Source organism: Brachybacterium sp. FME24 (assembly GCF_014897705.1).
Taxonomy (GTDB): Bacteria; Actinomycetota; Actinomycetes; order Actinomycetales; family Dermabacteraceae; genus Brachybacterium.
In genome coordinates, this window is sequence record NZ_JABUXV010000005.1 from 262,627 (window position 1) to 288,259 (window position 25,633).

32 protein-coding genes are annotated in these 25,633 nt (G+C 61.2%); 31 read left to right on the forward strand and 1 reads right to left on the reverse strand.

The window, feature by feature from the left end; all coding sequences use genetic code 11:
- Positions 1 to 3 precede the first annotated feature (3 nt).
- The 14 genes from INT51_RS22645 to INT51_RS07800 all read left to right on the forward strand — a co-directional run bounded on the left by INT51_RS22645 (position 4) and on the right by INT51_RS07800 (position 8,195).
- Positions 4 to 1,275, forward strand: a complete 1,272-nt coding sequence (locus INT51_RS22645) for a DnaB-like helicase C-terminal domain-containing protein (RefSeq protein ID WP_193104674.1) — start codon at positions 4 to 6, stop codon at positions 1,273 to 1,275.
- A gap of 148 nt (positions 1,276 to 1,423) precedes the next feature.
- Positions 1,424 to 1,693 (forward strand): hypothetical protein, encoded by a 270-nt coding sequence (locus tag INT51_RS07745; RefSeq protein WP_193104676.1) that lies wholly within the window; start codon positions 1,424 to 1,426, stop codon positions 1,691 to 1,693.
- 85 nt (positions 1,694 to 1,778) lie between these two features.
- Positions 1,779 to 2,759 (forward strand): site-specific DNA-methyltransferase, encoded by a 981-nt coding sequence (locus INT51_RS07750; RefSeq protein ID WP_193104678.1) that lies wholly within the window; start codon positions 1,779 to 1,781, stop codon positions 2,757 to 2,759.
- Positions 2,760 to 2,806: 47 nt separating this feature from the next.
- Positions 2,807 to 3,016, forward strand: a complete 210-nt coding sequence (locus INT51_RS22150; protein WP_226832072.1) for a hypothetical protein — start codon at positions 2,807 to 2,809, stop codon at positions 3,014 to 3,016.
- Between the two features lie 74 nt (positions 3,017 to 3,090).
- Positions 3,091 to 3,435: a hypothetical protein gene (locus INT51_RS07755; RefSeq protein WP_193104680.1), complete on the forward strand. Its 345-nt coding sequence runs from the start codon at positions 3,091 to 3,093 to the stop codon at positions 3,433 to 3,435.
- Positions 3,432 to 3,668, forward strand: coding sequence for a hypothetical protein (locus tag INT51_RS07760; protein WP_193104682.1), 237 nt, complete (start codon positions 3,432 to 3,434; stop codon positions 3,666 to 3,668). The genes INT51_RS07755 and INT51_RS07760 overlap by 4 nt, the downstream gene beginning before the upstream one ends.
- Positions 3,665 to 3,901, forward strand: coding sequence for a hypothetical protein (locus tag INT51_RS07765; RefSeq protein ID WP_193104683.1), 237 nt, complete (start codon positions 3,665 to 3,667; stop codon positions 3,899 to 3,901). Before INT51_RS07760 ends, INT51_RS07765 begins: the two co-directional genes overlap by 4 nt.
- Positions 3,898 to 4,749, forward strand: a complete 852-nt coding sequence (locus INT51_RS07770) for a ribonuclease H-like domain-containing protein (RefSeq protein ID WP_193104684.1) — start codon at positions 3,898 to 3,900, stop codon at positions 4,747 to 4,749. The genes INT51_RS07765 and INT51_RS07770 overlap by 4 nt, the downstream gene beginning before the upstream one ends.
- A complete protein-coding gene (locus INT51_RS07775; RefSeq protein WP_193104686.1) occupies positions 4,746 to 4,901 on the forward strand; it encodes a hypothetical protein in 156 nt (51 codons plus the stop codon). The genes INT51_RS07770 and INT51_RS07775 overlap by 4 nt, the downstream gene beginning before the upstream one ends.
- 295 nt (positions 4,902 to 5,196) lie before the next feature.
- Positions 5,197 to 6,402: a site-specific DNA-methyltransferase gene (locus INT51_RS07780; protein WP_226832073.1), complete on the forward strand. Its 1,206-nt coding sequence runs from the start codon at positions 5,197 to 5,199 to the stop codon at positions 6,400 to 6,402.
- 72 nt (positions 6,403 to 6,474) lie between these two features.
- Positions 6,475 to 6,717, forward strand: coding sequence for a glutaredoxin-like protein NrdH (nrdH, locus tag INT51_RS07785; RefSeq protein WP_193104688.1), 243 nt, complete (start codon positions 6,475 to 6,477; stop codon positions 6,715 to 6,717).
- 189 nt (positions 6,718 to 6,906) lie between these two features.
- Positions 6,907 to 7,149 (forward strand): hypothetical protein, encoded by a 243-nt coding sequence (locus INT51_RS07790; RefSeq protein WP_193104689.1) that lies wholly within the window; start codon positions 6,907 to 6,909, stop codon positions 7,147 to 7,149.
- A 77-nt stretch (positions 7,150 to 7,226) separates the two neighbouring features.
- Positions 7,227 to 7,385 (forward strand): hypothetical protein, encoded by a 159-nt coding sequence (locus tag INT51_RS07795; RefSeq protein WP_193104690.1) that lies wholly within the window; start codon positions 7,227 to 7,229, stop codon positions 7,383 to 7,385.
- Positions 7,386 to 8,195: a hypothetical protein gene (locus INT51_RS07800; RefSeq protein ID WP_193104691.1), complete on the forward strand. Its 810-nt coding sequence runs from the start codon at positions 7,386 to 7,388 to the stop codon at positions 8,193 to 8,195. It abuts the gene before it with no gap.
- Between the two features lie 477 nt (positions 8,196 to 8,672).
- On the opposite strand, the gene INT51_RS07805 is transcribed toward INT51_RS07800, so the two are convergent.
- Positions 8,673 to 9,101 carry a hypothetical protein gene (locus tag INT51_RS07805; protein ID WP_193104692.1) on the reverse strand — a complete coding sequence of 143 codons (429 nt, stop codon included), beginning with the start codon at positions 9,099 to 9,101 and terminating at the stop codon, positions 8,673 to 8,675.
- 417 nt (positions 9,102 to 9,518) lie between these two features.
- Here INT51_RS07805 and INT51_RS22835 point away from each other — a divergent pair, with 417 nt between their 5' ends.
- The 17 genes from INT51_RS22835 to INT51_RS22155 form a co-directional block, all read left to right on the forward strand.
- The gene (locus INT51_RS22835; RefSeq protein WP_370540789.1) at positions 9,519 to 9,743 is read left to right on the forward strand and encodes an HNH endonuclease; all 225 of its coding nucleotides are present in this window, start codon (positions 9,519 to 9,521) and stop codon (positions 9,741 to 9,743) included.
- Between the two features lie 243 nt (positions 9,744 to 9,986).
- A complete protein-coding gene (locus tag INT51_RS07815) occupies positions 9,987 to 10,235 on the forward strand; it encodes a hypothetical protein (RefSeq protein WP_193104693.1) in 249 nt (82 codons plus the stop codon).
- 70 nt (positions 10,236 to 10,305) lie between these two features.
- Entirely contained in the window at positions 10,306 to 11,655 is a 1,350-nt protein-coding gene (locus tag INT51_RS07820) for a terminase large subunit domain-containing protein (RefSeq protein WP_304502111.1), read from the forward strand.
- Positions 11,656 to 11,666: 11 nt separating this feature from the next.
- On the forward strand, positions 11,667 to 13,091 hold the full coding sequence (locus INT51_RS07825) for a phage portal protein (protein ID WP_193104694.1): 1,425 nt from the start codon (positions 11,667 to 11,669) through the stop codon (positions 13,089 to 13,091).
- A 17-nt stretch (positions 13,092 to 13,108) separates the two neighbouring features.
- The gene (locus INT51_RS07830; protein ID WP_193104695.1) at positions 13,109 to 13,789 is read left to right on the forward strand and encodes a hypothetical protein; all 681 of its coding nucleotides are present in this window, start codon (positions 13,109 to 13,111) and stop codon (positions 13,787 to 13,789) included.
- 97 nt (positions 13,790 to 13,886) lie between these two features.
- Complete coding sequence (locus INT51_RS07835) at positions 13,887 to 14,366, forward strand: hypothetical protein (RefSeq protein ID WP_193104696.1); 480 nt, start codon at positions 13,887 to 13,889, stop codon at positions 14,364 to 14,366.
- A gap of 17 nt (positions 14,367 to 14,383) precedes the next feature.
- Positions 14,384 to 15,286 carry a phage major capsid protein gene (locus INT51_RS07840; RefSeq protein ID WP_193104697.1) on the forward strand — a complete coding sequence of 301 codons (903 nt, stop codon included), beginning with the start codon at positions 14,384 to 14,386 and terminating at the stop codon, positions 15,284 to 15,286.
- Between the two features lie 364 nt (positions 15,287 to 15,650).
- Complete coding sequence (locus tag INT51_RS07845; protein WP_193104698.1) at positions 15,651 to 16,136, forward strand: hypothetical protein; 486 nt, start codon at positions 15,651 to 15,653, stop codon at positions 16,134 to 16,136.
- A complete protein-coding gene (locus INT51_RS07850; RefSeq protein ID WP_193104699.1) occupies positions 16,133 to 16,477 on the forward strand; it encodes a hypothetical protein in 345 nt (114 codons plus the stop codon). Before INT51_RS07845 ends, INT51_RS07850 begins: the two co-directional genes overlap by 4 nt.
- Positions 16,477 to 16,731 (forward strand): hypothetical protein, encoded by a 255-nt coding sequence (locus tag INT51_RS07855; RefSeq protein ID WP_193104700.1) that lies wholly within the window; start codon positions 16,477 to 16,479, stop codon positions 16,729 to 16,731. Before INT51_RS07850 ends, INT51_RS07855 begins: the two co-directional genes overlap by 1 nt.
- Positions 16,732 to 16,733: 2 nt before the next feature.
- A complete protein-coding gene (locus INT51_RS07860; protein ID WP_193104701.1) occupies positions 16,734 to 17,108 on the forward strand; it encodes a hypothetical protein in 375 nt (124 codons plus the stop codon).
- A 51-nt stretch (positions 17,109 to 17,159) separates the two neighbouring features.
- Entirely contained in the window at positions 17,160 to 17,738 is a 579-nt protein-coding gene (locus INT51_RS07865; protein WP_193104703.1) for a phage tail protein, read from the forward strand.
- A 153-nt stretch (positions 17,739 to 17,891) separates the two neighbouring features.
- Positions 17,892 to 18,185, forward strand: a complete 294-nt coding sequence (locus INT51_RS07870; RefSeq protein ID WP_193104704.1) for a hypothetical protein — start codon at positions 17,892 to 17,894, stop codon at positions 18,183 to 18,185.
- Entirely contained in the window at positions 18,182 to 18,580 is a 399-nt protein-coding gene (locus INT51_RS07875) for a hypothetical protein (protein WP_193104706.1), read from the forward strand. The genes INT51_RS07870 and INT51_RS07875 overlap by 4 nt, the downstream gene beginning before the upstream one ends.
- Before the next feature lie 12 nt (positions 18,581 to 18,592).
- Positions 18,593 to 21,916 (forward strand): tape measure protein, encoded by a 3,324-nt coding sequence (locus INT51_RS07880; protein ID WP_193104707.1) that lies wholly within the window; start codon positions 18,593 to 18,595, stop codon positions 21,914 to 21,916.
- Between the two features lie 1,037 nt (positions 21,917 to 22,953).
- Complete coding sequence (locus INT51_RS07885; protein WP_193104708.1) at positions 22,954 to 24,972, forward strand: hypothetical protein; 2,019 nt, start codon at positions 22,954 to 22,956, stop codon at positions 24,970 to 24,972.
- 215 nt (positions 24,973 to 25,187) lie between these two features.
- A partial coding sequence (locus tag INT51_RS22155; RefSeq protein WP_226832074.1) for a pyocin knob domain-containing protein occupies positions 25,188 to 25,633 on the forward strand: 446 nt, incomplete at its 3' end.

Sequence of the window (25,633 nt, forward strand, 5' to 3'; positions counted from 1 at the left end):
CGAGTGTTCGACCCGACCCCCGAGACTGCCGTTATCGGTATCGCCCTCATGGACCGCAAGGCCCTCGACGACGTGGACGCCCTCGACCCCGAGGACTTCCGCGACCCGCGCCTAGGTGAACTGTGGACCCTGATCCGGTCCCAGCATCAGAAGGGACAGCCCCACGACCTGACCGCCATCATCGCTAAGGCCCGCGTCCGTGGCGTGTCAGAGATGGACCTACGGCAGATCGCGCACGAGGCACCAGTGGGCGGCGCAATGGCCTACTACGCCGACACTGTGGCGCAGGGCGCGGTTCTGCTCCGGCTGCAGGAGGCTGGGACGCGCATCGTCCAGATGGCTACCGAGGGTGACGCCGACCAGGTTGCAGAGATGGTCGAAGAAGCCCGTTCACAGATCGACGCGGCCGGGAAGATCAGTGGCACCATCGCGGGCATCAAGGCGGGCGACTACTTCGACGAGTTCATGGAGCATGTCAACGACCCGGTGCATCTGACACCGACCCCGTGGCCGTCCCTGGATCACCTCATCGGCGGGCTGAGGCCTGGCGCGGTGTACGTGATCGGTGCTAGGCCCGCAGCGGGCAAGTCCGTTGTCGGCCTGCAGCTCGCGGACTGCCTCACCGGAGACGGCGGCACCGTCCTGTTCTCGTCGCTAGAGATGACCCGCGACGAGATCACGAAGCGCCTCATCGCCCAAACGGCAGAGGTCCCCCTGACCGCGTTCGATCACCCACTGTCGGCGCAACACCTGGCACGCATCCAGACGCACGCAGAGGCCCTACAGGCGAACCGTATCCACCTCGACGACCGTGCATCCATCACGCCCGGCGATGTGCGCTCTACGGCCCGCTCAATCGCACGGCGCGGCAAACTGTCCGGCGTCGTCGTGGACTACCTGCAGTTGATGGAGTCCACGAAGGGTAAGAACGTTCCCCGCCATGAAGCGGTCGCACAGTATTCGCGGTCGCTAAAGATGCTCGCTAAGGAACTCCACGTGCCCGTGATCGTCCTGTCCCAGTTGAACCGGGGCAGCGTCGGCGGCGGGGGCAACGCGCCACGAGCACCCGAAGTGTCCGACCTTCGCGAGTCGGGCGCTATCGAGCAGGACGCCGACTGCATCGTCCTGCTACACGCCGACAAGGAACTCCACCCCGGCTCCCTGTTCATGAAGGTCGGCAAGAACCGTCAAGGCGCAACAGGGTCCTTCGAACTCGCCTTCGAGGGCCACTATGCACGAGCAAACGAGATGGCGGCATGGACACCCAACTACTGACCCTAGAAGCCGTCATCGCGATGTGCCCCGAACCGTACCCAGTGCACGCGATCTGCCCCGAATGCCAGACCCCGTACACGCATTGCAGGCACCACACGTTCGACCCCGACAACATGGCCACATGGCCCGACCCCCACAGGAGATTCCAATGAGCACTCGTCTGGAAATGATCAAGCGCCTCGCGGAGACCGATGGCTACTGGGCCGCGTACCTCGATGGCATGAACGATGCGCACCATGTTGGCGAGGTGTCGGCACATTCCGCTGATTTCGCTGAGCATGCCCGCCCGATCGAAGCACGCCTAGCCCGCAACAGTCACCGCGCATCGTTCATGTCGGACAAGATCAGCATGGATGAGGCACGGGAGAGGGTGCGTGTCGAGAACGCGGCAGACCTGTCAGCCCCACGCATCCCGTAAACACTTTGTAGCGCTTTCCTAGCGCAGTAACCCCCGAGACCTCATCGCTAGCCGGTGGGGTCATTTCTATGCCCAGGAGGGCGCATTGAGCCTCTACTACCAGGACGACCACGTAACCCTGCACCACGGCGACTCGCTCGAAATCCTCCCCACCCTCGGCGTGCAGGCCGACGCGCTACTCACCGACCCGCCCTACTTCAAAGTCAAGAACGAGGACTGGGACAGGCAGTGGGCCAAGCCCGACGAGTTCCTGCGCTGGATCGGATCATTCCTCGACGCAGCCAAGCCGAAGCTTGCCGCGCACGCCTCCGTCTGGGTGTTCGCCTCCCCGCAGCTCGCCACCGACGTAGAAATCACCGTGCGCGACAGGTTCCGGGTACTCAACAGCATCCGGTGGACCAAGCAGGCGGGATGGCACCAGAAAGCAAGCCTCGACACAATCCGGTCATTCCTCACCCCCTGGGAGGCGATCATCTTTGCCGAACAGTACGCCGACCAGTACGGGGATGCAGCCAAAGCACTACGCCGCGAGGTGTACGCGCCGTTCGGTCGATACCTGCAAACCGAGTGGGAGCGCGCAGGGTGGAAGTCAGGCCCGCTAGGTAAGGCGCTGGGGCGAGACTCGGCGCTCCCGACGCGATGGGCCGAGGGGAACAGCATCCCGAACCCCGGCGACTACCAGCGGATGAGGGACCTGCTCAACCAGTCCCCCGGCGACTACCTGCGCCGCGAGTACGAGGAACTGCGCCGCGAGTACGAGGAACTGCGCCGCACGTTCACCCCCACCACCCGCGCTCTAGCGTCTGACATTTGGGACTTCGCACCCGTCCGCCCCTACCCAGGCAAGCACCCCTGCGAGAAGCCCGCGCCACTCCTGCGGCACATGATCGAAACCAGCACGAGACCCGGCGCGCTAATCCTCGACCCGTTCGCAGGTAGCGGATCCACCCTCGAAGTCGCCACAGCCACAGGGCGACGCGCAATCGGCATCGAGAAGTCGGAGGAGTACTGCGAGAAGATCGCGCACCGCCTCTCAACCCGAACCGAACAGCTCGCACTGATCTAACGCCAGTAACCCCCGAAGCCGTGCCCGAGTTGGGTGCGGCTACTTTCATGCCCGTTTACATCGATTCAACGAAAGGCCACGTCATGGGACGCGTGAACTCGAAGCGCATGGCCTACCAGTTCGGGCCACGCAACACCCCGCATGCACGCCTAATGGTCGACCTCCCCACCGACCCCGCGTCAGAGAAGGACGCCGCGACTGCACTCATTTCGCAGCTCCGGTCGCTCGCCCTCGCACTCGAAAAGGAATACAAGTGACCCGTCTCGCAACTCTCGCCCCCGAAGCCGTGCCCGTGTCGGGTGCGGCTAAATCTATGCCCTCAGGAGGCAACGTGAGCAAGACATGGTTCGACAATCTCCCCACCTACTTCACCTTCATGGAGCCGCTCTACTGCGAAACGTGCGGCGACTACGGGGTCAGCCTCAATATCGACCTCGCCGCAGGCTTCCCCGAAGCGCATGGCGAATGGGGATGCACAGGCGGTTTCAGCTGGTACCCCGACGACACCTACACCGGGGCCGACCTCTACACGGAACTCACCGAAGCCGGATACGACGAGTCCATGAGGTTCAACAAAGAGCTAGAGCACAACCGTCCCGCATGGCTCGCATTCCTCGCCGAAATCAAGAACGACCACACCCCCCACGCCATCCCCGACGACCAGGAGGACTCATGAACCGCCTCGCCACCATCACCCCCGATACCCGCCGCCGATCCGGCCTGATCATCGCCCTCGATCATTTCAAGGACGCACGCCCCGACTACTACGAAACCGCAATCGACCACCTCGACAACCCCGACGTATCCGCAACCGACCTCGCACGCGCACTCACCGGAGACGCACGAGACGACAACGTACGCGTTGTTGTTACCGAACAGTCAATTCGCCGATGGAGGGAGACGCTTTGATCCCCGACCACATCATGGACAAGGCCGTGAACGCCGCAGGAGAAAACTGGGCACTCGCCCTCGACTGGGAGCACGACAAACTCTACGCACAAGTCCACGCCGCACTCGAAGCCGTCGCCGCAGACATTTGGGACCAGGGATACGAGGCAGGCGAACTCAACGGGTACGGCATCGGACGAGATATCGACATTGACGAAGACACCACCAACCCCTACCGAAACGAGCACACATGAGCACCGCACCTAACCGCCTGGCCAACATTCAGCCGCGCATCAGTAAGAACGTCACGGCCCGCGCACTGACCATCGACATTGAGCGCCTGCCCGGTCGGGTCAGCGTCTATCACGGCGGGTTCACCACCACCGGCAACATCTGGGACCTGAACGCGCTCAAGCACGTCATCGGTCGACGTATCCATGCCGATGATGTGATCGAGTGGCCGCGCACGATCTGTGCGGCCGCCCGCTGGTACGGCGACGAGGAAGTCATGTTCGCCGCAGAGTGGGAAGTCGGCGGATACGACGCGTTCATGCGACAGGTGTGGTCCTGGGTTGATGAGGCAGACATCCTGATTGGCCACAACATGGCCGCTTTCGATAGCAAGCACCTCATGTCGGGGTGGGCCGAGATGGGCCTGCCTGCCCCGTCGCCGTACAAGGTGATTGACACGTTGAAGATCGCTAGGGGGTCGCTGAACATGGAATCAAACACCCTGGACAGTCTCGCTAAGCGTCTCGGTGTGGATGCCAAAACTGATAAGTATGATGCCCGCACTGCTAAGGCTGCAGTGAGCGGTGACAAGGCCGCGCAGGAGAAGCTGGCCGAGTACAACCGTGGCGACATTATCGCGTCGGAAGCACTGTTCGACCGTCTGCGCCCGTACGCGAAGGGCCTGCCGCATATGGGCATGTGGGTTGATGACGAGAATGCCTGCCCGTCGTGCGGTGAGACGATGAAGCCGACGGGTAAGCGGGTGCATGCCAACGTTCAGGCATATGACGGTCTTAGGTGCCCGTCATGTGGTGCACACGGACGATCCACGGTAAAGCTCAAGTCCCCCACCCGGACGAGGCAGGCATGAGCAACACCGAAGACCCGTGGATCGGTATTGCCACCATCCGAAAGTCCGACATCGTCCACATCCGCCACAGGGGACGGAACGTGGAAGTGACCTTCTCGCCAAAGGGAAGCAACGTCCGTGTACATGTGGACGGAGAGGAATGGAAGCCGTGAGCACACGCCATGCCTGACATGCAAGCCGCCACCGAAATCGTGATCGCGTTAAACGAGTGGCTGCACATACTCGCAATGTTCACCGGGCTACTCGCGCTCACCCTGCCCGACACGCTCTCATAGCCCACAACCAAACCAACAAACATACTAACCGTGTATTCAATTGTTGGTTTAGTTCAACACCCCCTGGACCGGGTAAGGCAACACCGCACCACTACCGGAACGCTATTGACATTAGGCCCCGTGCACTAGAACGAACAGTGCCGGGGCCTCACGCATGCCTATAGGAGACGATTTGACCACCATTCATAATGGCGACTGCATCGAAGTAATGAACGCCATGCCGCCCGAATCCGTTGACGCAATCGTCACCGACCCCCCATACGGAATTTCCTTCATGTCGACAAAATGGGATGCCACGCCGCCCGGAGTTCAATGGGCCGAGGCGTGCTATCGGGTACTCAAGCCCGGTGGACACATCGCCGCATTCGGTGGCACGAGAACCTGGCACCGCCTCGCCGTCGCTATCGAAGATGCTGGTTTCGAGATGCGGGATAGTCTCGCGTGGCTGTACGGGTCAGGATTCCCGAAGTCGCATGACGTGGGGAAGGCTATTGACAAGCTCGCCGGGTACGTGCGCGGCTCAGCGCCGGACTTCCGCAACGGGCCGAACACGAATCCTGCTACGAAGGGAACGGGGCACTACAGCGGCGGTTACGGCATCCAGGACGGCACTGATACGGGTCCTGCGACTCCTGAAGCGGCACAGTGGGCCGGGCATGGTACGGCACTTAAGCCCGCGTTTGAGCCTATCGTTCTCGCCCGGAAACCCCTCGCCGAGAAAACCGTCGCTAGGAACGTCCTCGCGCACGGGACCGGCGCAATCAACGTGGACGCATGCAGGACCGGACTGAAAGACGACGAGACCGCCGAGGACCTGCAAGCCCGCTCAGGCGGTGTGCGAGGGTTCGCGGACCAGTACGTCGGCGGGAAGTCCCGAGGCGCACCCCCCACCGACATGAGCCGAGGTCGTTGGCCTGCGAACGTGCTACTCGACCAACACGCCGCTGGGTGGGTAGACGAACAGAGCGGGCATCTTCACGGTTCCGGGAATAAGGCTGACAACGGATCCGGAAAAGATAAGGATTACGACCCTTCCGGCTACCACATCTCTTATGCTGGTAGAGCGAACAGGGATTATGGGTCGGAAGGCGGTGGCGCGTCCAGGTTTTTCTACAGCGCGAAGGCCCCGAAGTCGGAGCGTCCGAACGTGGACGGGGTGCAGCACCCCACCGTGAAGCCCCTCGCGATCATGCGATGGCTGATCCGGCTGACGACTCCGCCTGGTGGTGTCGTGCTTGACCCGTTCGCAGGATCAGGCACCACGATTGAGGCCGCACTCATCGAAGGATTCCAGCCGGTCGGTATCGAAATGGAAACCGACTACCTGCCCCTGATTCAGCACCGCATCGACCGACAGTCCGCAACACTCCCCGCCTGAACCAGCCGCACCACATGGCCCGTCGCTGTAGTTGAAGCGGCGGGCCACACGCATACCCCGGAAGGATCACCTATGGATCTACTCGTCACCGTCTACTCGAAGGCCCAATGTGTGCAGTGTGACGCCACGAAGCGGAAGTTGCGGGAACTCGATATCCCGTTCGATGAGATACGCGTCGATGAGGACCTTGGCGCGCTCGACCGAATCAAAGCAATGGGGTACCTGCAGGCCCCCGTCGTGACGCTCTCGGACGGGCAGTCATGGTCGGGATTCCGCCCCGGCAAGCTCGCAATCATCGCAGAGGAGACAACATGAGACCCCGGATCGTCAAGCACAACCATTCGTGGTGGGTCATGATCGGTGACCACATGGCTGGCGCATGGAAGAGCTGGGATCGCGCATACACACACGCCCGCAACATAGCCGAACAACCCGCGAGACAGCGTGCGTATCGGGAACTGGAACGCGCACGACTCGCCTTAGAGCGGATGGAAACGAGACGCCATGGCAGTTGGTGACCTCACCCCAAACATGGTCGGCAAGCAGCACATCCGCATTAACAGGTCAGGCACGGTCATCACGGGCCTACTGACATCCATGCGCGTAACCACCGAACAGCCATCCAAGGTCGGCTTCCGTGCACCCGGCAACACATACACCACATGGGTCGCCATCACGGTAGGCAAAACATGGATAGGCGACATGCGGTTAGACCACCCCGTGTCGTTGCTCGAAGAAGACAAGTAGCACCACCACCCGCAGCCCGTCACCTAACGAAAGGTGGCGGGCCTTGTTGTGCCCGAACACGAAGACATGGAGGACGAATGAACATCGACGCCGAACAGCTAAACCACATCGTTCGCGAGGCCGTACGCGCCGAGCTGTACGCGATGCGCTACGAGGACAACAAGCGCGCCATCGAGAAGGAGCTTGCGACCTCTGAAGCCTTCCTCCGAAACCGACGCTACAAGAAGGAGGCCTGAATGACGATTGGTAGCGACCAGCTAGACGAATGGGGCAGACGGCTGATTGAGTGTGACCTCCTGTATAGGGAGGTGCAGTTGCTTATCCGCATCAACCCCGAGGCATACACCGTCGATTCAGACGCCATCGCCGCAGTCGGTGTAGCCAACGCAGACGGGCACGAGCACGGCGACCTCTTGCATCCCGTCGTGTTCGCGAAACAGTGGGCCTGGCACCTCGCAGCCCAAAACCGCGCCATCCCGCCCATCACCAACGCATGGGTGCCACTCATCCGGTACGTGAGTGCGCACCTGCAATACCTGGACGGCGAGGACCGGGAAGCGTTCGCGGCAGACCTCAGGCGACTGCGCGGCACACTCGGCGGCATGGTCAACGAGAACGGGCTAGCACAAGGCGAAGCGGAAGCACTGTCCGCCCTGAACGCACACCAGGCCCGTAAAGCGCTCAGATCATGGGCGCTGAGCAGCGACCGCATGATGAAGCGGAAGGACCTTAACGCGGCCTTCCCGACGCTCACAGACCGGGAATGGGCACGACTGCGTAAGCGGAAGGAACGATCCACCGAGAACATCCCCGCATACCACTACCCCGCCAGATGGGCCGCAGAGATAGCGCCGGGCGACGACGCACCCATTCCCGCATACGCCACGGTAGAGCCGTACAGGGACGCCATGGCAGCTACGGGAAAGGATTGGCTATCCCTGGACCACCTGAACCCGGACACTGTCTATATCGACAGGGAGTCGGGCCACATGGTTTACGCGGACAAGGGGAAGCGGAAGACGCAGGAGAACCCGGAAGACCTGTAGACGAGATGTCACAGTTTTCCGGGTATAGTGAAGGGGCTTAGTTGCCCCGCAATTAGCCAGACCACTTAGTTGCGCTGGCACGCGGTGCTATCCCCAGAAGATAGCCGGACGCCTCCCCTCGATAGCGGGAGGCACCTAACTCCCCGTCGTTCTCCGGAACTGGCGGGGGTTTTCTACATGCAGCCGACAAGAGGTCGTGGACCTCTTCCCCGAGGCGACGGAAACGTTGCTACTTGCCGGGGATAGGTGAACATATGAGTAGCGCACACTCGCAGTGCGTAAAGACCGGTAGATCACTGCGACCTTGAAGCCGCACATCCCCGGCACGGCGTATCGACTGGCTCACGAGGACAGTCGATACGCCCCAGACTTGCCCACACTCTCGTCCGCCTGCTCCCCACACGGGTGAGCGCACGAGAAGGCCCCCGGAAGCGCCAGAGATGACGCAACCGGGGGCCTAGGACTCGCTTCTCGGGATCAAGCGACAGGGGCAATGGAGTCCCGAAGCTTGCGAGCCTGGATCGCATGCTTGCGGGCAACCTCGACAGTCACAGTGCGGCCATCGTTCAGCTCAATGATCAAGTATTCCGCGCCACCATGCTTCTGCTTAGCAAGCGCACCCGCACCGGCACCAAGAGCAAGACCAAGCGGGCCAAGCAGAATGCCACCCACGACAGCGCCACCCGCAACGCGCCCACCACTAGTGCGCTCGACGTAATCAGCGGCAGTCTCGATAGTCGCAGACGTAATGTCATTGGCGTTGAAGTGCTCCTTCTTGGTGCGCATCCCGTCAAGGGTCTGATACATCATGCGGCCATCGCGCTTCAACTGGACAATGCCAGTCTTGCCCGTACCGAATGCGGCGGGCTTGAACTTGGTGGGCTTAGGATCATCGATAGTAGTCATGGGGCACACGCTACACGCGCGCGTGCGCGCGCGCAACCCCACCCCTGACGTGAGGGCCACCACCTGCGCGACACAGGCCCCCACCTTCACGCGAGGCCCCCTGCCCAACAGGCGAGGCCCCCACGTCAACCACAGGCCCCCACACGCAATAGCAGGGGTGCCCACGCATGCATGCGCCCCCGCCCCGCGCAAGGCCCCCATTGGCCCACGCAGGCCCCACCAAGCCCCCATGCACCCCATGCACGTATGCACGCACACATGGCGCAATGACGCGACATGCACACGAGAGCAGCGCGCAAGCAATGAGGCAATGAGAGCAGCGCGAGGAGATGAAGACACATCGCAACCTCACGCACCGGAACAGGTAAATGGAAACGCATACGAGCACAAGCAATCAAGCAAGCACTCGCAAGTAACATCACTAACTGCTCATCATGCGGCGTTGGACTCGACTACGAATACTCGAAACGACCAAACAGTGCCGAAGTAGACCACGTTCTACCTCACAGCCGAGGCGGAACCGACACGCTGGACAACACGACAGTCATATGCCGATGGTGTAACCAACGCAAAGGCAACGGACGAGCGCTCGCAAGACCAAAACCCGTCGCCGTTGAGCCGACAACGCGCGTCAAATGGTGACCCGCACTGCATAAACAGCGAGACCGGTGCGCATAAACATACACGCACCCCTCCGGCGGCGACGAGACCCCCCTCCGCAAACGCGCAGGTGGGGGCGGTGTCCGGTCCCCCTCGACCCACAGTCGCACCTCACGGCATAGCGAACTCTCCCCCATCTGACATCCACAGACGATCTGTCGCATAGATTTCCACAGATGCGAATGGAGGTGATGAGACATGGCTGGTAAGCGTCAGCTTGCGCCCGTGACCATTGCTCCGCAGGAGTCGGAGGAGTCCAGGCTCGATCGCCTGCGCGGGATTCGCCGGGTGCTGGAGGGGCACATCTTTAGCCCCGACACCCTGGCCCGCGACTTGTCGCCGTTGATCCGGCAGGCCCGCGAGGTCAATGTGGAGATTGAGGAACTAGAAAACGAGCAGGCCAATCTGGTGGAGGTGAACGTCATTGACGGCGACTCTACCGAAGACGCGCCCTTCAGGCTCGAAGTCATCTAAGCTTTCGGATCTTGCGCGGCACCTGGTTCTCCCCGACGGGATTGTGTCTACGGCGTGGCCGTCTGTGCGCGTGCAGTTGGAGCGCATGGGGATGCCGCTCGATCCGTGGCAGCAGGGGCTTGTGGCTGCGGCGTTGGGGAAGCGTGGGGACGGGCAGTATGCGGCGGGCGTGGGTGGCGTTGTTGCGTCGATCCCCCGTCAGGTTGGCAAGACGTACACGGTGGGTGCGTTGGTGTTCGCGTTGGGGTTGTTGACGCCGGACACGTTGATTCTGTGGACGGCGCATCGGACGCGAACGCATGCGGAGACGTTTCAGTCGATGGCGGGGATGGCTGAGCGTCCGGGGATTAAGCCTTTCGTCGACTCGGTGCGTAAGGCCAACGGCGAGCAGGCCATCGTGTTTAAGAACGGTTCGCGCATCCTGTTTGGTGCTCGCGAATCGGGGTTCGGGCGCGGTTTCGCGAAGGTTGATGTTCTGATCTTTGATGAGGCGCAGATCCTCTCCGAGCGGGCCATGGAGGACATGGTGCCTGCGACGAATGCTTCGCCTAACGGGCTGGTGTTCATGATCGGTACTCCCCCGCGACCTTCTGACCCTGGCGAGATTTTCCGTCTGCGGCGTGAGGCTGCACTGTCGGGCGATGACCCGGACGTGATGTACGTGGAGCTGTCTGCCGACAAGGAGGCGGGGCCGGATGACCGGGCGCAGTGGCGCAAGGCGAATCCGTCTTACCCGTCCCGCACGGGCGAGGGCGCAATCCTGCGCATGAGAAAGCTTCTCGGCTCCGTAGAGGCTTTCAAGCGTGAGGGTCTGGGCATCTGGGATGAGCGGCAGGTGGGTAAGCGTGCGTTTGCTCCTGGGGCGTGGGAGGGCCGCGTGGCACCTGCCCCGGATGAGGGTGTCCGTTCGTTTGGGGTGAAGTTCGCGCCGGATGGGGTGACGGTCGCGGTTGCGGGGGCGTTGAAGCTTCCTGATGGCCGGGTGCATGTCGAGGCGATCCGTGAGGCCCCCATGTCGGAGGGCACGCAGTGGCTCGTTGACTTCCTGGTTGAGCGTAAGTCCCGTGTCGCGCAGATCGTGATTGATGGCAAGGCGGGCGTTGGCTATCTGGTGAATGCGCTCAGGGCTGAGAAGGTGGGGAAGCTGGTTATCCAGATCCCTACTGTTGATCAGGCGATTATGGCGCATTCGATGCTGGATCGTGCGGTTGTTCAGGGCGAGGTGACGCATTCTGGTCAGGCTGATCTTGATGTTCAGGTTGAGGCGGCTACTCGTCGTGAGATTGGTAAGGCTGGCGGGTTTGGCTGGCAATCGGGCATTGAGGGCGAGTCGGTGACCCTTCTTGATGCTGTAACTATGGCGCATTACGCGGCTAAGACTACTAAACGCAACCCGTCGAGGCGGCAAGCATTCCTGTGAGGGGGTAACCGATGGCGTGGACCAATGAGGATATTACCTCTCTGCGGATTGCTAACGTTTCGGATGATGAGCGGGACGCGGTTGTTGAGCTTCTGGCGAAGTGGAACGACCGTCTGTCGCGGAATGTGAAGCGGTCACTGTATTACGACACGGAGCAGGCGTTTAAGGATCTGGGTATCGCCCTTCCTCCGCAGCTCCGTAAGGCGAAGTTTGTGCTGGGGTGGGCGACTCAGGCTGTACGGAAGCCTGCACTGCGGTCCCAGTTCGATGGGCTGCGTCTGCCAGGCACTGATGATCCGTTCGAGCTGGGCGAGATCCTGGCGCGCAACAACTTCTCGCTGGAGTTTGGGCAGTCGATTGTGTCGGCGTATACGCATGGCGTTTCGTTGGTGACGGTGGCTAAGGGCGCTCCGGGTGAGGTGCCGGTGCAGATTCAGGCGCACTCTGCGGAGTCGTCTAGTGCGCTGTGGGATCGGCGTATGCGGCGTGTGGCTGCGGCTATGACGATTGCTGAGATCGGCAAGGATGAGAAGCCGGTCGAGTTTATTGTGTACCTGCCTCACGTGGTTCTGTCGTGCGTGTTTGAGCCGGGGCGTGGCTGGGTGGCTGAGCGGTTCGCTAATCCGTCTGGGCGTGCTCAGGCGGTCGCGGTAACGAATGATCCGCAGACTCGCCGCCCGTTCGGTAGGTCGCGGCTGACTAACGCTGTGATGGGCCTTAACGATATGGCTGTGCGTGCGTATGTTCGCATGGAGGGCAACGCGGAGTTCTACTCGTCGCCGCAGCTTGCGCTTCTGGGTGTTGACCAGGAAGCGTTTGATGGCGAGATGCCGGAGTCGCAGAAGTTCAAGCTGGCTCAGGATCGCTTCTTGGCGTTGACGAAGGACTCGGACGGGGACAAGCCGGTTCTTCAGCAGCTCCAGCAGGCGACTATGACGCCGCACTCGGACATGTTGCGGACGGTTGCGGCGGCGTTCTCTGGCGAGACTGGTATCCCGCCTTCGTCGCTGGGCATCGTTCATGATCAGCCCGCGTCTGCTGAGGCTATCCGTGCGGCTGAGCACGACATGCTGATTGATGCGACGTACCAGAACAAGATGGTTCTTACTCCTGCCGTGCGCGATATTGCGACTCTGGCTCTGATGGTTCGCGATGATCTCACGGAGCAGCCCGAGGAAGCGTGGCGTCTGTCGGCTCGTTTTGCTGACCCGGAGTTCCGTTCGATGTCGGCTCAGGCTGACGGCGTGCAGAAGCTGGCAACCGATATGGACAAGATTGTCGAGTATCCGGTGCTTCTTGAATCAGTGTTCGATGACGCGCAGGTTGAGCGTATCCAGGAGGATAGGCGGGCCGCTAATGGTCGCCTGGTGGCTCAGTTGCTCGCGTCCCGTCCGGCACCGGCTGAGCCTGCGCCTGTCGCGCCTGGGGCTGTCTGATGCCGCCCCCGGAGCAGGTGACCCTGCAGAGGGTTGTCGATCTGGCGGATCTTGACCTGAGGGCTTTCCTGGAGGGCGAGATCCGCGCGGGCGGGCTGACTGCATCCGAGGGCAGGGAACTCCTCATGGAGACCTTGCCGGGGTGGGCGGCACCGTATGAGAACGCTTCAGCGACGGTTGCGGCGGATCTTTACGACCAGAAGCGGTATGCGTCCGGTGTTGATCTTGTCGTGCCGTATGCGCCTGCTCTTGCGCCGCCCGCCGAACCGGCTAGGTGGGGCATTCTCGCGTCGTGGGCGCTCGCCCCGGTGGTCGATGAGACGGATTGGTCGGCGGCGTTCCAGAAGATCGTTGGCGGGGCGCACAGGACGATTGCTGACGCGCACCGGAATACGACGATGGGTAACGCGGTCGCGGATCGTGGCGCGCGTGGCTGGAAGCGTGTTGGGCGCGGCTCTAAGACGTGCGACTTCTGCAAGATGTTGATTCATCGCGGCGACGTGTACGACAGCATCTCGGTTCAGTTCAAGTCCCATGACCATTGCCGTTGTGCAGCCGAAACGGAGTTCGAGTCTATCGAGGCTCTGGAATTCTCAGAGCTTGGCGGGTCGGCTCGGAAGCGAGTGCAGACCGACGCTGACCGTGCGCGTGTGCGCGAGTGGCTGCGTTGGGAGCGGGACGCAAACCCGGATTTCTAAGACTTCTACGGTTCTCCCGTAAAGCGGTCCACACCCTCCGTCATGGGTGGTCCTATTGATGCCCGTACGGGGCTTAAACGGAAGGGGTGTAGTCGGCATGTCCGATAGCACTGATACCACCGCTGATGCGGGAGAACAGGTCGAGCAGACGACTGTTGATGAGGGGCAGGCTTTCAAGGCCCCCGAGTCGCAGGACGAGCTTGACCGGATTGTTCAGAAGCGCATTGAGCGTGAGCGGGCGAAGTTCGCGGATTACGACGATCTGAAGTCCAAGGCCGAGAAGGCTGCGGAGCTTGAAGGCGTTGCCGCTGATCTGCGTAAGCGGGTTGAGTCGTTCGAGTCGCGTGATGCTCGTTCCGATCTGGTGAAGAAGGTGGCGACCGACAACGGTGTCGATGCCGACCTTCTCGCTGAGATGCGGGGCGATTCTGAAGAGGATCTGACTGCACAGGCTAAGCGCCTGGTTGACCGTTTGAAGCCTGCACACTCGGTGATTCCGGGGCAGGCAAAGTCGCCGGAGAATGCGCCGAGCGACCCGCTGCGCGAGTTCACTCGCCAGCTCTTCAACAAAGACTAATCTAGAAGGAGGCCACCATGGCCGTTCTCACTACTGGCGACCTGACCATTCCCACGCAGATCCTTGATCCGTGGATCAAGGCTGTTTCTAACGGGTCGGTTGTTTCCGCCCTGTCCCCGAACCTGCCGATGAAGTTCGGCAAGGGCGAGGCTTTCACGTTCGGCACCGATGAGGCCGAGTACGTCGGTGAGGGCCAGAACAAGGGCGATTCCGAGTTCACCTCGACCGTCCAGACCATTGAGCCGTTCAAGTTCCACAAGACCGTTCGCATGACCGATGAGGTTGTGTGGGCCGATGAGGATCACCAGCTGGGCGTTATCCAGCAGATCCTTGCCGAGATCCAGCCTGCCCTTTCGCGTGCACTGGACTTTGGTGTCATCCACGGCATCAACCCGAAGGACGGTGTTGTCGCTGCGTCGATGACGCAGAAGCTCTCCGGTGCCGATTCCGTCGAGATCGATCCGGCTGCTCAGCCTTACGCCGCTATTGATGCGGCTGACGCGCTGGTGCTGGGTGCGGGCAACCTGCCCACCGCACTCGCGCTCGACCCGACCCTTGCGGTGAAGTTCGCGCAGGTTCGCGACGAGTATGGCCGCAAGGTCTACCCGGACATCTCCTACTCGACTGAGGCGTCCAACCTTGAGGGGCACCGCCTTTCCGTGTCGCAGACCGTCGAGGCGCTGAAGGTTGCCGCTGTGGCGTCCGAGATCAAGGGCATCGTTGGCGACTTCTCCGCGATCCGCTGGGGCGTGCAGAAGTCCATTGGCCTGAAGCTGATTGAGTACGGCGACCCGGACGGCAATGGCGACCTGCAGCGCAACAACCAGGTCGCGTTCCGCGCTGAGGTTGTTTACGGCTGGGGCATTGCTGACCTTGCCGCGTTCGCTCTTCTGAAGTCCGCGCCCGTCGAGGCCCCTTGATCGCCTTTCCGGGGTCGAGTTCCTACCCCGGTCAGGCGCTACACCCCGGAACTAACTAAGGAGTTAGCTTATGGCATTCATGCCTAGTAAGTGGAAGGATGGCGAGGCGGGCGGTACTCCGATTACTGCGGCTGAGCTTAACCGTATTGAGGCGGCTGGTGCCGCTAAGGCGGCGCAGGGCGAGACGGGTCCGCAGGGTCCGGCTGGTGCTGATGGCGCGGATTCGACCGTCGCGGGTCCCGAGGGGCCCGAGGGTCCGCAGGGTCCGGCTGGCGCTGATGGGTTCCCCACCGAGACGCAGTGGAACGACCTCGTCGCACGCGTGGCCGCGCTGGAAAACCCCGCTTGATAGGAGGTCGGGCCAATGGCTGACGAAGTAACTCCCTTCCCGTTTGCAACGGTGGAGGAACTGAAGGCGCGTTGGCCCGACTTCCCGGCTGGCGCGGAGGATCACGCCGAGGTGCTGCTGGAGGACGCGTCACAGTTCATTCTAGACGTGTGCCCCTCGGCGGTCACGGTATCCGCTAACACGCGCCGCCGTATCGTGTGCGCTGTCGTGCGCCGGTCGATTGAGGCGCAGTCGTCTCCTGGTGCGGGTATGTCTACGTTCCAGGCGACGACTGGCCCGTTCACGAATAGCTATACGCCGACGAATCCTCACGGCGACTTCTACCTTACTAAGTCTGAGCGTAAGGCCCTGGGCGAGGGTAGGCAGAAGGCTTACGGCGGCACTATCGCGGGGCCTATCGCGGCGGCGCAGATGCATACGCCGTGGTGCGCGTTCTCGATGGGTGCCCTGTATTGCGATTGTGGGGCTGTCCTGACGGGTGGTGAACCGTTGTGGCCGTGAGGCATCCGCAGGGCGAGACGGTGATTGTGCATCCGTATCTGGAGGATGGGGGTCGGGATGATTACAACAACCCGATTCCCGGTTGGGGTGCGGACATTCCGCGCCCCTTCTGTGCGGTCGCTCCGCGTGTCGAGGAAGAAGACCAGGGCGGGCATAACCGCACGATGATCGTCGAGGGGTACGACGTGTACGACACGTTTGATTCCCCGGTTGGCCCGTACGACGAGGTAACGGCACGCGGTGTCCGTTACGCCGTTGATGGGCAGGTCGCTAGGTGGCGCAACCCGTTCACGGCTGGTCCTGACGGGTGCATGTTCAAGCTGAAGCGGGTGGGTGGCTGATGGCTAAGAAGATGCGCATTAAGTGGCATCTGAAGAACTGGAAGGCTCTGCGCAATTCGCCGGAGGTTCGTGGCGATCTCGACTGGCGTGCTTCTCGGATCGCGCATGCGGCTGGCGAGGGGTTCACGCGCAGGCAGGCGAAGGTCGGCAAGAACCGGGCGCGCGCATCGGTGGGGGCGTCAACCTTCGAGGCCCGCAAGCGGCAGTCGGAAGACAACGTGCTCCAGCGGGCTCTTGACGCGGGTAGGGGGTGACTGTGGAGGCGATTACCTACCCAGACCCCAAGGCCGCGTTGATCGGCTTCCTGAATGGCGTTCTAGATGTTCCGGCGTACTCGCGTGTTCCTAATGAGCGGCCCGCGTCGTTCGTGCGTGTCCTGCTCGCGGGTGGCGAGGGCGGCGTTGACGGCTTCCTTTCTGACGTGGCCTTCACGGTCGAGTCATGGGACAACAACGAGTCGGCCGCGCAGGCCCGCGCGCAGCGCATCCGGGGGCATCTCCGGGGCGCTTACCTGATGGGCGGTCACCCCGTCTATGGGTACAAGGAGTGGGGACCGCCTGTTGACCTAGCTGACGCGTCCCTCCAATGGCGGTACACGTTCACCTTCGCAATCCGATTCCGGCCCGTCTGACGGGTCTTTTTTATGCCCCATACCGGGGCCATTCACTTTAGGAGATACACCATGGCCGGAACTTCCGCAGCCAATGTTGCAGTTGGCAAGCCTGACCTTGCCGTGTCGGGTGGCGTCCTCGTCGCCCCTATCGGCACCACCCGCCCCACCACGATTGCTGGCCCGATTGATCCGGCCTATCTGTCTGTGGGCTACGTGTCCACCGATGGTGTGACCGAGACTTCCGAGCGCTCCACCGAAGAGATTCGCGCTTGGGGTGGCCAGAAGATCCGTACCGTCCAGACCGAGTTCGGCACCACTCTCGCACTGACTCTGATTGAGTCGCGCAACGCTGAGGCGCTGAAGTTCGTGTTCGGTGACGACAACGTTGATACGTCTACGGCTGGCGAGATTGTTGTCAAGCGCAATGAGAAGACGCTGCCGTATGTGCAGCTTCTCGTGTCGATGCTTGACGGCGAGAACTCCAGTCATCTCGATGTGGGCCGCGCGCAGGTTACCGAGGTTGGCGACGTTACCTACGTCGATGGAGAGGCCATCAGCTATGAGCTGACCATCTCCTGCGACCCGGACGACAACGGAGACACCCTCGTTGAGCGCAAGGCGTCTGACGAGGCCCCCGAGGTCCCTTGACGACCCCCGGAGACAACACGTCTCCGGGGGATGACCTCTTCCCCACTTCCTAATACCCCCGTGGCGGGGGACCTACTTTGCGCAGGCTCGCCCCCGCCACGGTGTTTCACTTTTAGAGCCTGCACACAATTGATCTATTAAGGAGCCAGCGCAATGGCAGCAGCAGTGAAGAAGAGCATGGGTCCGAAGCGTAAGGGTAAGAAGCAGTACGCGATGGTTTCGTTTGAGCTGGAGCAGTTCGAGGGTGAGTTTACTCTGCCGAAGCTGGATACGCTGCCGTTTGGTGTTGCGTCCGCGCTCCAGTCCGGTAACGGCGGCAAGCTCGTTTCGTTCCTGACCGAGTATGCCCCGGATTCTGCGGAGGCAGTCGAGGATCTGGGCGGCGAAGAGGTCGAGGACTTCATGAAGGCGTGGGGCAAGGCGAGCGGCACCAGCCTGGGGGAATGACAAAGCTCGTGGAACTCGCTACGGAGCATCCACGAGCGTTGAACCATGACCTGATGCGGGTGGGGCACCGGCTGCGCGACCTGGAGGACGTGCGGTCAGGCCTCACCCTGGGCGACCTGTTGGACCTGGTGGCGTACTCGGACCCGTCCTCTGCGGTGTACCGCGCCCTGAATCCTGATTGGGAATGGGATCTGACGAATCAACTGTTGGCGTTCCTGATTGATCACCATCAGGGGCAAGCGTGGGCTGAGGGTGGTAAGCGCGGGCCGCGACCTAAGCCGATTCCGCGTCCGGGTGTGTCTGAGAAGCAAGAGAAGAAGTATCAGACGGCGAAGCGGTCTACCCGTGAAGAGATTGACGCGTACCTCGCGTCACGTGTGAAACCTAAGAAGTGACGGGGGTATGCGATGGCTACGGGCGTCGAACTTGCGACCGCGTATGTGTCGATCGTGTCGAGCACCAAGGGTCTTGGCAAGGATGTGGCTAAGGAGCTTGGACAGGTCGAGAAGGACGCCGAGGCGACCGGTAAGAATTCGGGCAACCGGTTCTCTCAGGCGTTCGGTAAGTGGGCTAAGCGTGGTATCGCGGTTGGTGCTACTGCGGCGGGTGCGGTTGCGGGTGCGGCGCTTGTGGCTGGCATGCGGTCGGGTATTGATCAGCAGCAGGGCCAGGCGGTGCTTAGTGGCCTGTATGGCGATGCTGGTAAGGCGCAGAAGACGCTACAGGATTTGAAGAAGGTCTCCTCCAGGTCGCCGCTGGATTATAGCGGTTATCAGTCTGCGGCTGAGTCGCTGGCGTATGCGGGCGTTGAGGGCGAGTCCGCTATCGGCGTGCTGGAGAACGTTGGTAAGGTTATTACGGCTGCGGGTGGTGATACTCAGCAGTTGGAGCAGGCTACTGGCGGCGTGATGAAGGCCGTCAACAATGGCGGTATCGCCATGATGGACTCGCTGGGGATGATCTCGGAGTCTGGTGTCCCGATCTTGTCGGGTCTGGCTGAGCATTTCGGTGTCGGCATCGATGAAGTGAAGCGGATGGCGTCGCAGGGCGAGGTCAACATTACTGACGTGATGTCGGTGATGGAGAACGCTACTGGTGACACGTTCCAGAAGATGCTTGTGGCTGGCGATGCGGCGTCTGAGACGTTTAGTAGTCAGTGGAAGATCGCAAAGGACAACGTTCAAGTCGCCCTAGGCGAGACGTTGCTACCTCTGATCGAGAAGATCACGCCGCTTATCGGCCCGTTGGGTGACGCGCTGGTTGATGCGGTCGAGAAGCTCCCCGGCTTTGTTGATGGCCTGAAGGATGGCATCGGGTGGGTCAAGGATAACGCGGTCTGGCTTACCACTCTGGCGACAGGCCTTACGGTCGCGGGTGTTGCGGCGTGGGTTGCGTCTGGCGGGCTGACTGCGGCAGGACTGGCCATCAAGGGCGTGTTCCTGGCCATCTCGACGGGCATTAAGTCCGTCCCGGTCATTGGCTGGATCATTGCGGGCATCACTCTACTGGTGGCTGCGCTGGTTTGGTTCTTCACTCAGACCGAGGTTGGCCAGAAGATATGGGAGCAGGTCTGGTCCGCGATTAAGACGGCGGCGGGCGCGGTGTGGGATTGGATCTCCGGGACGCTGTGGCCGGGGATTCTGACCGCCTGGGACGCGATTGCTGCGGGCGCTGTCTGGCTGTACGAGAACGCGATAAAGCCTGCCTGGGATGGGATCAAGGCGGCTATCGATGTGGTGTGGGGCTGGATTCGTGACACGTTGTGGCCTGGGTTGCAGGCGGCGTGGGAGGCTATCGGCAATGCGGCAAAGTGGCTGTACGAGTCGGTGATTAAGCCGGTCTGGAATGGGATCAAGCTGGCGATTGCTATCGCGGTGACTGCGGTCCTGGTCTACATCGATCTGTTGAAGTTCTGGTTCGAGAGCGTGATTGCCCCTGTGTTCAGGTGGCTTTACAACTCGATTGTTAAGCCGGTGTGGGCCGCGATCCAGAGTGCGATTAAGGCTGTGATTGACTGGGTTGTCAATCGTGGCTGGCCCGCGTTCAAGCTGATGATTGACATGTTGGCTAACGCGATGAAGTGGTTGTACAACAATGTGATCAAGCCTGTGTGGGCTGCGATCCAGACTGCCATTGATGCGGTTGTGAAGTGGTTCCAGAACACGGCGTGGCCCATTGTTCAGAAGGTTATCGATTGGCTAAAGCAGTACTTCGAGGCCTTCAAGAACAACCTCCAGCGCATCTGGAACTTCGTTAAGAACAACGTCATCAACCCAGTCATTGCCTGGTTCCGCGATACGGCATGGCCCGTGATCAAGCGCGTCATTGACCGGTTGAAGGCCGGTTTCCAGTCGATGAAGGATCGCTTGAAGGTGATCTGGGATTCGGTGAAGACGAACGTGATTCAGCCGGTTGCTAACTGGTTGTCTGACACGCTGGCCCCGAAGATCGAGACGGTGACTGACAATATCAAGTCGGCGTTCGAGGTCATGAAGGATGGCGTGAAGAAGGCGTGGGATGGCATCAAGTCTGCCGCTCGCGTTCCGGCGAAGTTCGTTGTCGAGGATGTTTACAACAAGACGATCCGGGCGACGTTCAATGGTGTTGCCGAGAAGCTGGGTATTGATACGCGGCTGCCTGCCGCGAAGGTCGGGTTTGCTTCTGGTGGTGTGATGCCGGGCTACACGCCTGGTCGTGACGTGCACCAGTTCTACTCTCCTACGGCTGGTCGTCTTGACCTGTCGGGTGGTGAGGCGATCATGCGGCCTGAGTTCACTCGTGCCGTTGGTGGTCCTGCTGGTGTTGCCGCGTTGAACATGAAGGCCCGGAAGGGTCAGGCGTTCGCTGGTGGTGGCGTGTGGGGCAAGATCAAGGGCATTGGTGGCGACGCCTGGGATTGGATGAAGGATAAGGCGTCCACTATTGGCGAGGCTCTGAGCGACCCGCTGGGTGTGCTGACGAAGCTTGCCGGTCAGGCTATGGATTTGGTTCCGGGTGCTGGCATGGTTCGGGAGCTTGTGCAGAAGGCTGGCACGAATGCCGCGTCTCAGGGTGGCGAGTGGTTGAAGAACCGCCTGTTGAACTCTGAGGTTAGCAGTGACGCGGTTCCGCCTGCTGGTAAGGCTGGTGGCGGTCTAGGTACGGCTCAGTCGCTCGCGCGGTCGTTTGGTTTGACGATGACTTCGTTCCGGCGTGGTGGGGCGAGGACTGCGGGTAGTGGGGCTACGTCGCTTCACGCTCTCGGGCGCGCTATGGACTTCTCGAATTCGGGTGGTCCTACGCCGGAGATGATGGGGTTTTTCAATGCGATGTTCCCGTATCGTCCGACTGAGCTTCTTTACTCGCCTGCTGGTTCGCGGAACTTGCATCGTGGTGGCGGTATGTACGCGAACACGGGTGCGACGAAGCGGAATCACTATAACCATGTGCATGTCGGCTTCAAGGATGGCGGCGTGTATGACAATGGCGGGTTGATGGAGCCGGGTACGGCTGGTATCAATCTGACGCGTAAGCCCGAGGCGGTTCTTGATCCGCGTTCTACTAAGGCGTATCAGGCGCACGCGGATTCGCTTGCTAGCAATGATGGGCGGATCGAGTTGTCTGCTACGTCGATTGAGGCGTTGGCGGATGCTCTCGCGTCTCGTCCGAATGTTGTTCAGATTGGCTCTCGTCAGGCTGGGCAGTTGTCCATGGCTGGTGCGCAGTCGAGGAAGAGTCTGGGGGGTCGCTGATGATTGGTTATCTGGGTACTCCGGGCGCGTTGGTGGCTCTCCCGTATCGGGGTGGTCTGGACACGAGTTCAGACCGCCCCGTGTCGTTTACGCGCACTCTGGGTGGGAAGCGTAAGGCTTTCATGGGTGCGCGTTCTCGGCGCGAGTGGGGCGTGTCGGTTGATCTGGCGGGCTCGAAGGTCACGTCGGGGCTTGTGGCTTTGGCGCAGTCGGGCGGCGAGGTCATGTGGTATCCGGCTGATGCTACTGCGGGGAATCTTCTTTCCCCGCAGGCTGTTGCGTTCAGTCCGACGCCGACTAACGCGACCGATTCCGGGTTCGTGACGCTCCCGGATGGCACGGTCGCTAAGGCGATTGTCCATTCTGGGACTGGGCCGGTTACGCCTGGTGATTCTCAGGGGTCGTACGAGATGGTTCCGGTTACTCCGGGCGAGCTGGTGACGGTTGGTGTGTGGGGGCTTAACGGGTCGCGGTTTACGGGCTGGTGGCGTGCCGCCGATTCGGCTACGCAAACGTCGTTCGCCAGCCCTGTCTATTCGTTTACGGGTTGGGGTTGGCGCGAGTACACGATGACTGTTCCTGCGGGTGCAGCGTTCGTATCGCTCACACTGTCGAGTGGTGCGCAGTATGCGCGTCCGTCGATTGCGTGGGGTTCTGTGGGTCGGGATAGGCCGGGTCGTGGCGCACCGAGGGTTGTTGTTCATGGCCTGTCCGAGGCCCTTACTGTGATTGCTAATGATGACGCGTACGGGTCGGTTGATTTGACTATTACTGAAGTGGGGTGACTCGAATTGCAGCAGCCCATTTCTAGGCGTGGCGTTTATTCTCCGTCGATGTCGGCGGTGGTGAACGGTAGGCAGGTTGAGGTTTCGTCGGTGAAGGTTGATCGTTCCCTCCCTGACCCGCTCGCGGGCGGGTCGCTAACGTCTGCGTCGGCTGCGTTTACGGCGGCTGAGGGCCCTAGCGTCACGGATATTGTTTCGACGCCTTGGGATCCTGGTTCTGTGTGGCCTCCTGTGCCGCAGTCTTCGGCGTCGGTGTCGATGGATACGGGCGCTGGCCCGGTGTCGCTGCTGGCCAATGGTGTGGTGTTGTCGGCTAGTGGCGGCACGTCTGGCCGTGAGGTTGACGTGGAGGTTGCGGATGCTTACGAGTCGTTGAATAAGACGATTTCGTGGGACAGTCTGGCGGATTCGATGCCGCTTGTGGCTGAGGGTGTTGGTGACGCGTATTTGGGGCAGCAGTCGGTGTATTGGACTGACCGGATTCTGCGTCATTGTGGCTGGTATGCGACACCCCCAAGGGTTGGGTATACGGGCCTGTCGGTTCCGGCGATGGGTTCTATGAATCCCGAGGCTGGGACGGTTGATACTTCGGCGCGTACTTCGACTGGTGGCTATCCTGGTTGGGATGCTACGTCGTGGGGTGTGGGTGTCTCCGATGTGACGTCGACGTACATTGTTGGTGGTGGCGGGTACTCGATCAAGTCTCGTGGCCGTATGGAGCTGTTGGCGATGGCTGATGCGACGGTGACGGGTGCTAACCGCATCGAGGCGCAGAACAATTCGTCGCAGGGGCTTGTGCGTATGCGCTGGTCTCAGTCGACGGTGTATCTGGATGTGCGTGTGGGTGGTACGTATTCGCAGGCTGTGTCTGTGGCTCGCACTCCTGGTGCCATGTATGCGACGGTTGAGTACATTTCGGATACGTCGGTGTTGTGCATTGTGCGTTCTGGTGGCTCGTCGGCGTCTCAGTCTATGACTGTGGATTCGTCGGTGACTACTGGCGGCGTGTTGCGTGCGAGTATTGTTGCGGCGTCGGTGGCTGGTGGTTTCCAGATTGGTTTCCCTGGCAGCACGGGTGGCCTGGCCGGGTGGACGCCGACTGTGAACATGAAGATGCGTGTGTTTAACAGGAACTCGTTGAAGGTTATGCGGGCTACCGAGGGCGCTGATTGTGCGGAGCTTCTGGCGGCGCAGTGCGAGGCTGAGTGCGCAACGTATTGGATTGATGAGCTGGGTGTCCTGCAGTGGTGGGACCTGGCGCGGCTAGAGGCTGAACAGTCCGTGGCCACACTGTCGTCCGATGACGATATCGCTGAGGGTGGCTTCACCTGGTCGCATGATCTGTCTCAGGTGAAGTCTGGCGTGCTGGTGAAGTGGCTCGATCCTGTGTCGACGAGGCGTTGGCGTTCGTCGGTGGACTTCTGGCAGGGGTCTGGGCAGTCGTTGCAGCCCGGCGAGGTTGATGTTGAGGAATGGATTAACGTCCCGGATGATGAGGTGTGGATTAGTCCGGATCTGTCGCCGTCTCGCGTGGGCACGGCTGCTATGGCCGACTTTAACGGCGGTCTGGGTTCGTGGTATGGCGGCGTCACGTCGTCTTCTGGCGACACGGATAAGTGGGCGCATCTTAACGGGTCGTTCCTTACGCAGATTGAGCGGGTCACGGATAATGCTTTCAAGCTGACTACGCAGTGGCATGGGTCGCTGGTTGCGATCCAGAAGACGCCTGACGCTGAGGTTGCTTCCGATATGTGGAAGCGGCGAGCAGGCTTTGATTTGCCGATCATGCGTGGCCGGGCTAAGTATCAACTGTTGGATCGGGATACGTATGGTGCGGCAACTGGTCCTGTGACGGCTCCTGAGCATGTGATTGATGCCGGGGTCTGGATTCAGCGTGCGGATCAGGCGGCGTATACGGCGGACTATGCGGCGACTCGGCTCACGGTTCCGCAGCCTGTCCTGTCGTCGGTTGCGTTGATCCCGTTCCCTGGCTTGCAGTTGGGTGACGTGGTTGAGGTGCAGGACACGCACGTTTCCAGGTTGACGATTCGCGGGATCGTTGTCGAGGACTCGCGCGACATTGACGCGGACATGGGCATGTCTCATGCCGTGTCGATTAGGCCGACGTTTGTTTCACGGAACGCGGTTACGTATGAAATGTGGGGTTCCGTGGTTCGCGGTTCCTCTTACGGACAGTGGGGTTCACGTCAGGTGGGCGACACGTACGCGGACTGGGGCAATGTCCCGCTGCGGAGAGAGGATGTGCTGTAATGGCTGTTAGTTACCCGAATGGCGTTGCGGCACCGTCTCCTGGGGACCAGATCCCCTCTGATGGCGCGTCGGCGTGGCAGCTGGTCGCGTCTACTGCTGACGCGGCAGTGGGCACGCGGGCGAGCGTTGCGGACCTTGACGCGATCAGGCCGGACCTTCTGACGCGGGGCAACCTGCCGTCTGGGTCTAACCTGAATGACTGGTATGCGGGCGACATGAACGGGTTCTGGCGGGCCAGTGCAGCGAACGCCGCGACACTGACCGGCCTGCCCACGGGCACGCAGAACCACCCGTTCAACCTGCTCGTGCTGGGTTCAGTGACTCGCGTCTCGACTCAGATCTATTTCCCCTATGGTTTCAACTCGACTACGCCTATGATTAGGTTCGTGGCGGACATTTCGGATAACTCGTGGACTCCCTGGGCACCCCTGGGTGGCACTCCCCCGACGCCTGATGAGAGCGATGGGACTGAGGGTGCGTGGGGTGCGCATGAGGCACTGGTGGCACGGTTCATGGCGGCGATGGGTGGCCCGATTGATACGGGCGGTAAGGCCGCTGTGGCGATCCGCTTCGATCACGGCCTCGCTAACTTCAAGTCGAAGATTCTGAAGCGCCCTGGGTTTCGTTCCGAGTCTCAGCAAGGAGAATCGGAACATGCCCA

Coding starts and splice junctions, on each gene's coding strand:
- INT51_RS07870 (WP_193104704.1), top strand. CDS start 17,892: ATGGCAGCAGCAGTGAAGAAGAGCATGGGTCCGAAGCGTAAGGGTAAG.
- INT51_RS07760 (WP_193104682.1), top strand. CDS start 3,432: ATGAACCGCCTCGCCACCATCACCCCCGATACCCGCCGCCGATCCGGC.
- INT51_RS07800 (WP_193104691.1), top strand. CDS start 7,386: ATGACGATTGGTAGCGACCAGCTAGACGAATGGGGCAGACGGCTGATT.
- INT51_RS07770 (WP_193104684.1), top strand. CDS start 3,898: ATGAGCACCGCACCTAACCGCCTGGCCAACATTCAGCCGCGCATCAGT.
- INT51_RS22150 (WP_226832072.1), top strand. CDS start 2,807: ATGCCCGTTTACATCGATTCAACGAAAGGCCACGTCATGGGACGCGTG.
- INT51_RS07880 (WP_193104707.1), top strand. CDS start 18,593: ATGGCTACGGGCGTCGAACTTGCGACCGCGTATGTGTCGATCGTGTCG.
- INT51_RS07825 (WP_193104694.1), top strand. CDS start 11,667: ATGGCGTGGACCAATGAGGATATTACCTCTCTGCGGATTGCTAACGTT.
- INT51_RS07790 (WP_193104689.1), top strand. CDS start 6,907: ATGGCAGTTGGTGACCTCACCCCAAACATGGTCGGCAAGCAGCACATC.
- INT51_RS07835 (WP_193104696.1), top strand. CDS start 13,887: ATGTCCGATAGCACTGATACCACCGCTGATGCGGGAGAACAGGTCGAG.
- INT51_RS07775 (WP_193104686.1), top strand. CDS start 4,746: ATGAGCAACACCGAAGACCCGTGGATCGGTATTGCCACCATCCGAAAG.
- INT51_RS07855 (WP_193104700.1), top strand. CDS start 16,477: ATGGCTAAGAAGATGCGCATTAAGTGGCATCTGAAGAACTGGAAGGCT.
- INT51_RS07805 (WP_193104692.1), bottom strand. CDS start 9,101: ATGACTACTATCGATGATCCTAAGCCCACCAAGTTCAAGCCCGCCGCA.
- INT51_RS07795 (WP_193104690.1), top strand. CDS start 7,227: ATGAACATCGACGCCGAACAGCTAAACCACATCGTTCGCGAGGCCGTA.
- nrdH (WP_193104688.1), top strand. CDS start 6,475: ATGGATCTACTCGTCACCGTCTACTCGAAGGCCCAATGTGTGCAGTGT.
- INT51_RS07875 (WP_193104706.1), top strand. CDS start 18,182: ATGACAAAGCTCGTGGAACTCGCTACGGAGCATCCACGAGCGTTGAAC.
- INT51_RS07865 (WP_193104703.1), top strand. CDS start 17,160: ATGGCCGGAACTTCCGCAGCCAATGTTGCAGTTGGCAAGCCTGACCTT.
- INT51_RS07745 (WP_193104676.1), top strand. CDS start 1,424: ATGAGCACTCGTCTGGAAATGATCAAGCGCCTCGCGGAGACCGATGGC.
- INT51_RS07845 (WP_193104698.1), top strand. CDS start 15,651: ATGGCTGACGAAGTAACTCCCTTCCCGTTTGCAACGGTGGAGGAACTG.
- INT51_RS07840 (WP_193104697.1), top strand. CDS start 14,384: ATGGCCGTTCTCACTACTGGCGACCTGACCATTCCCACGCAGATCCTT.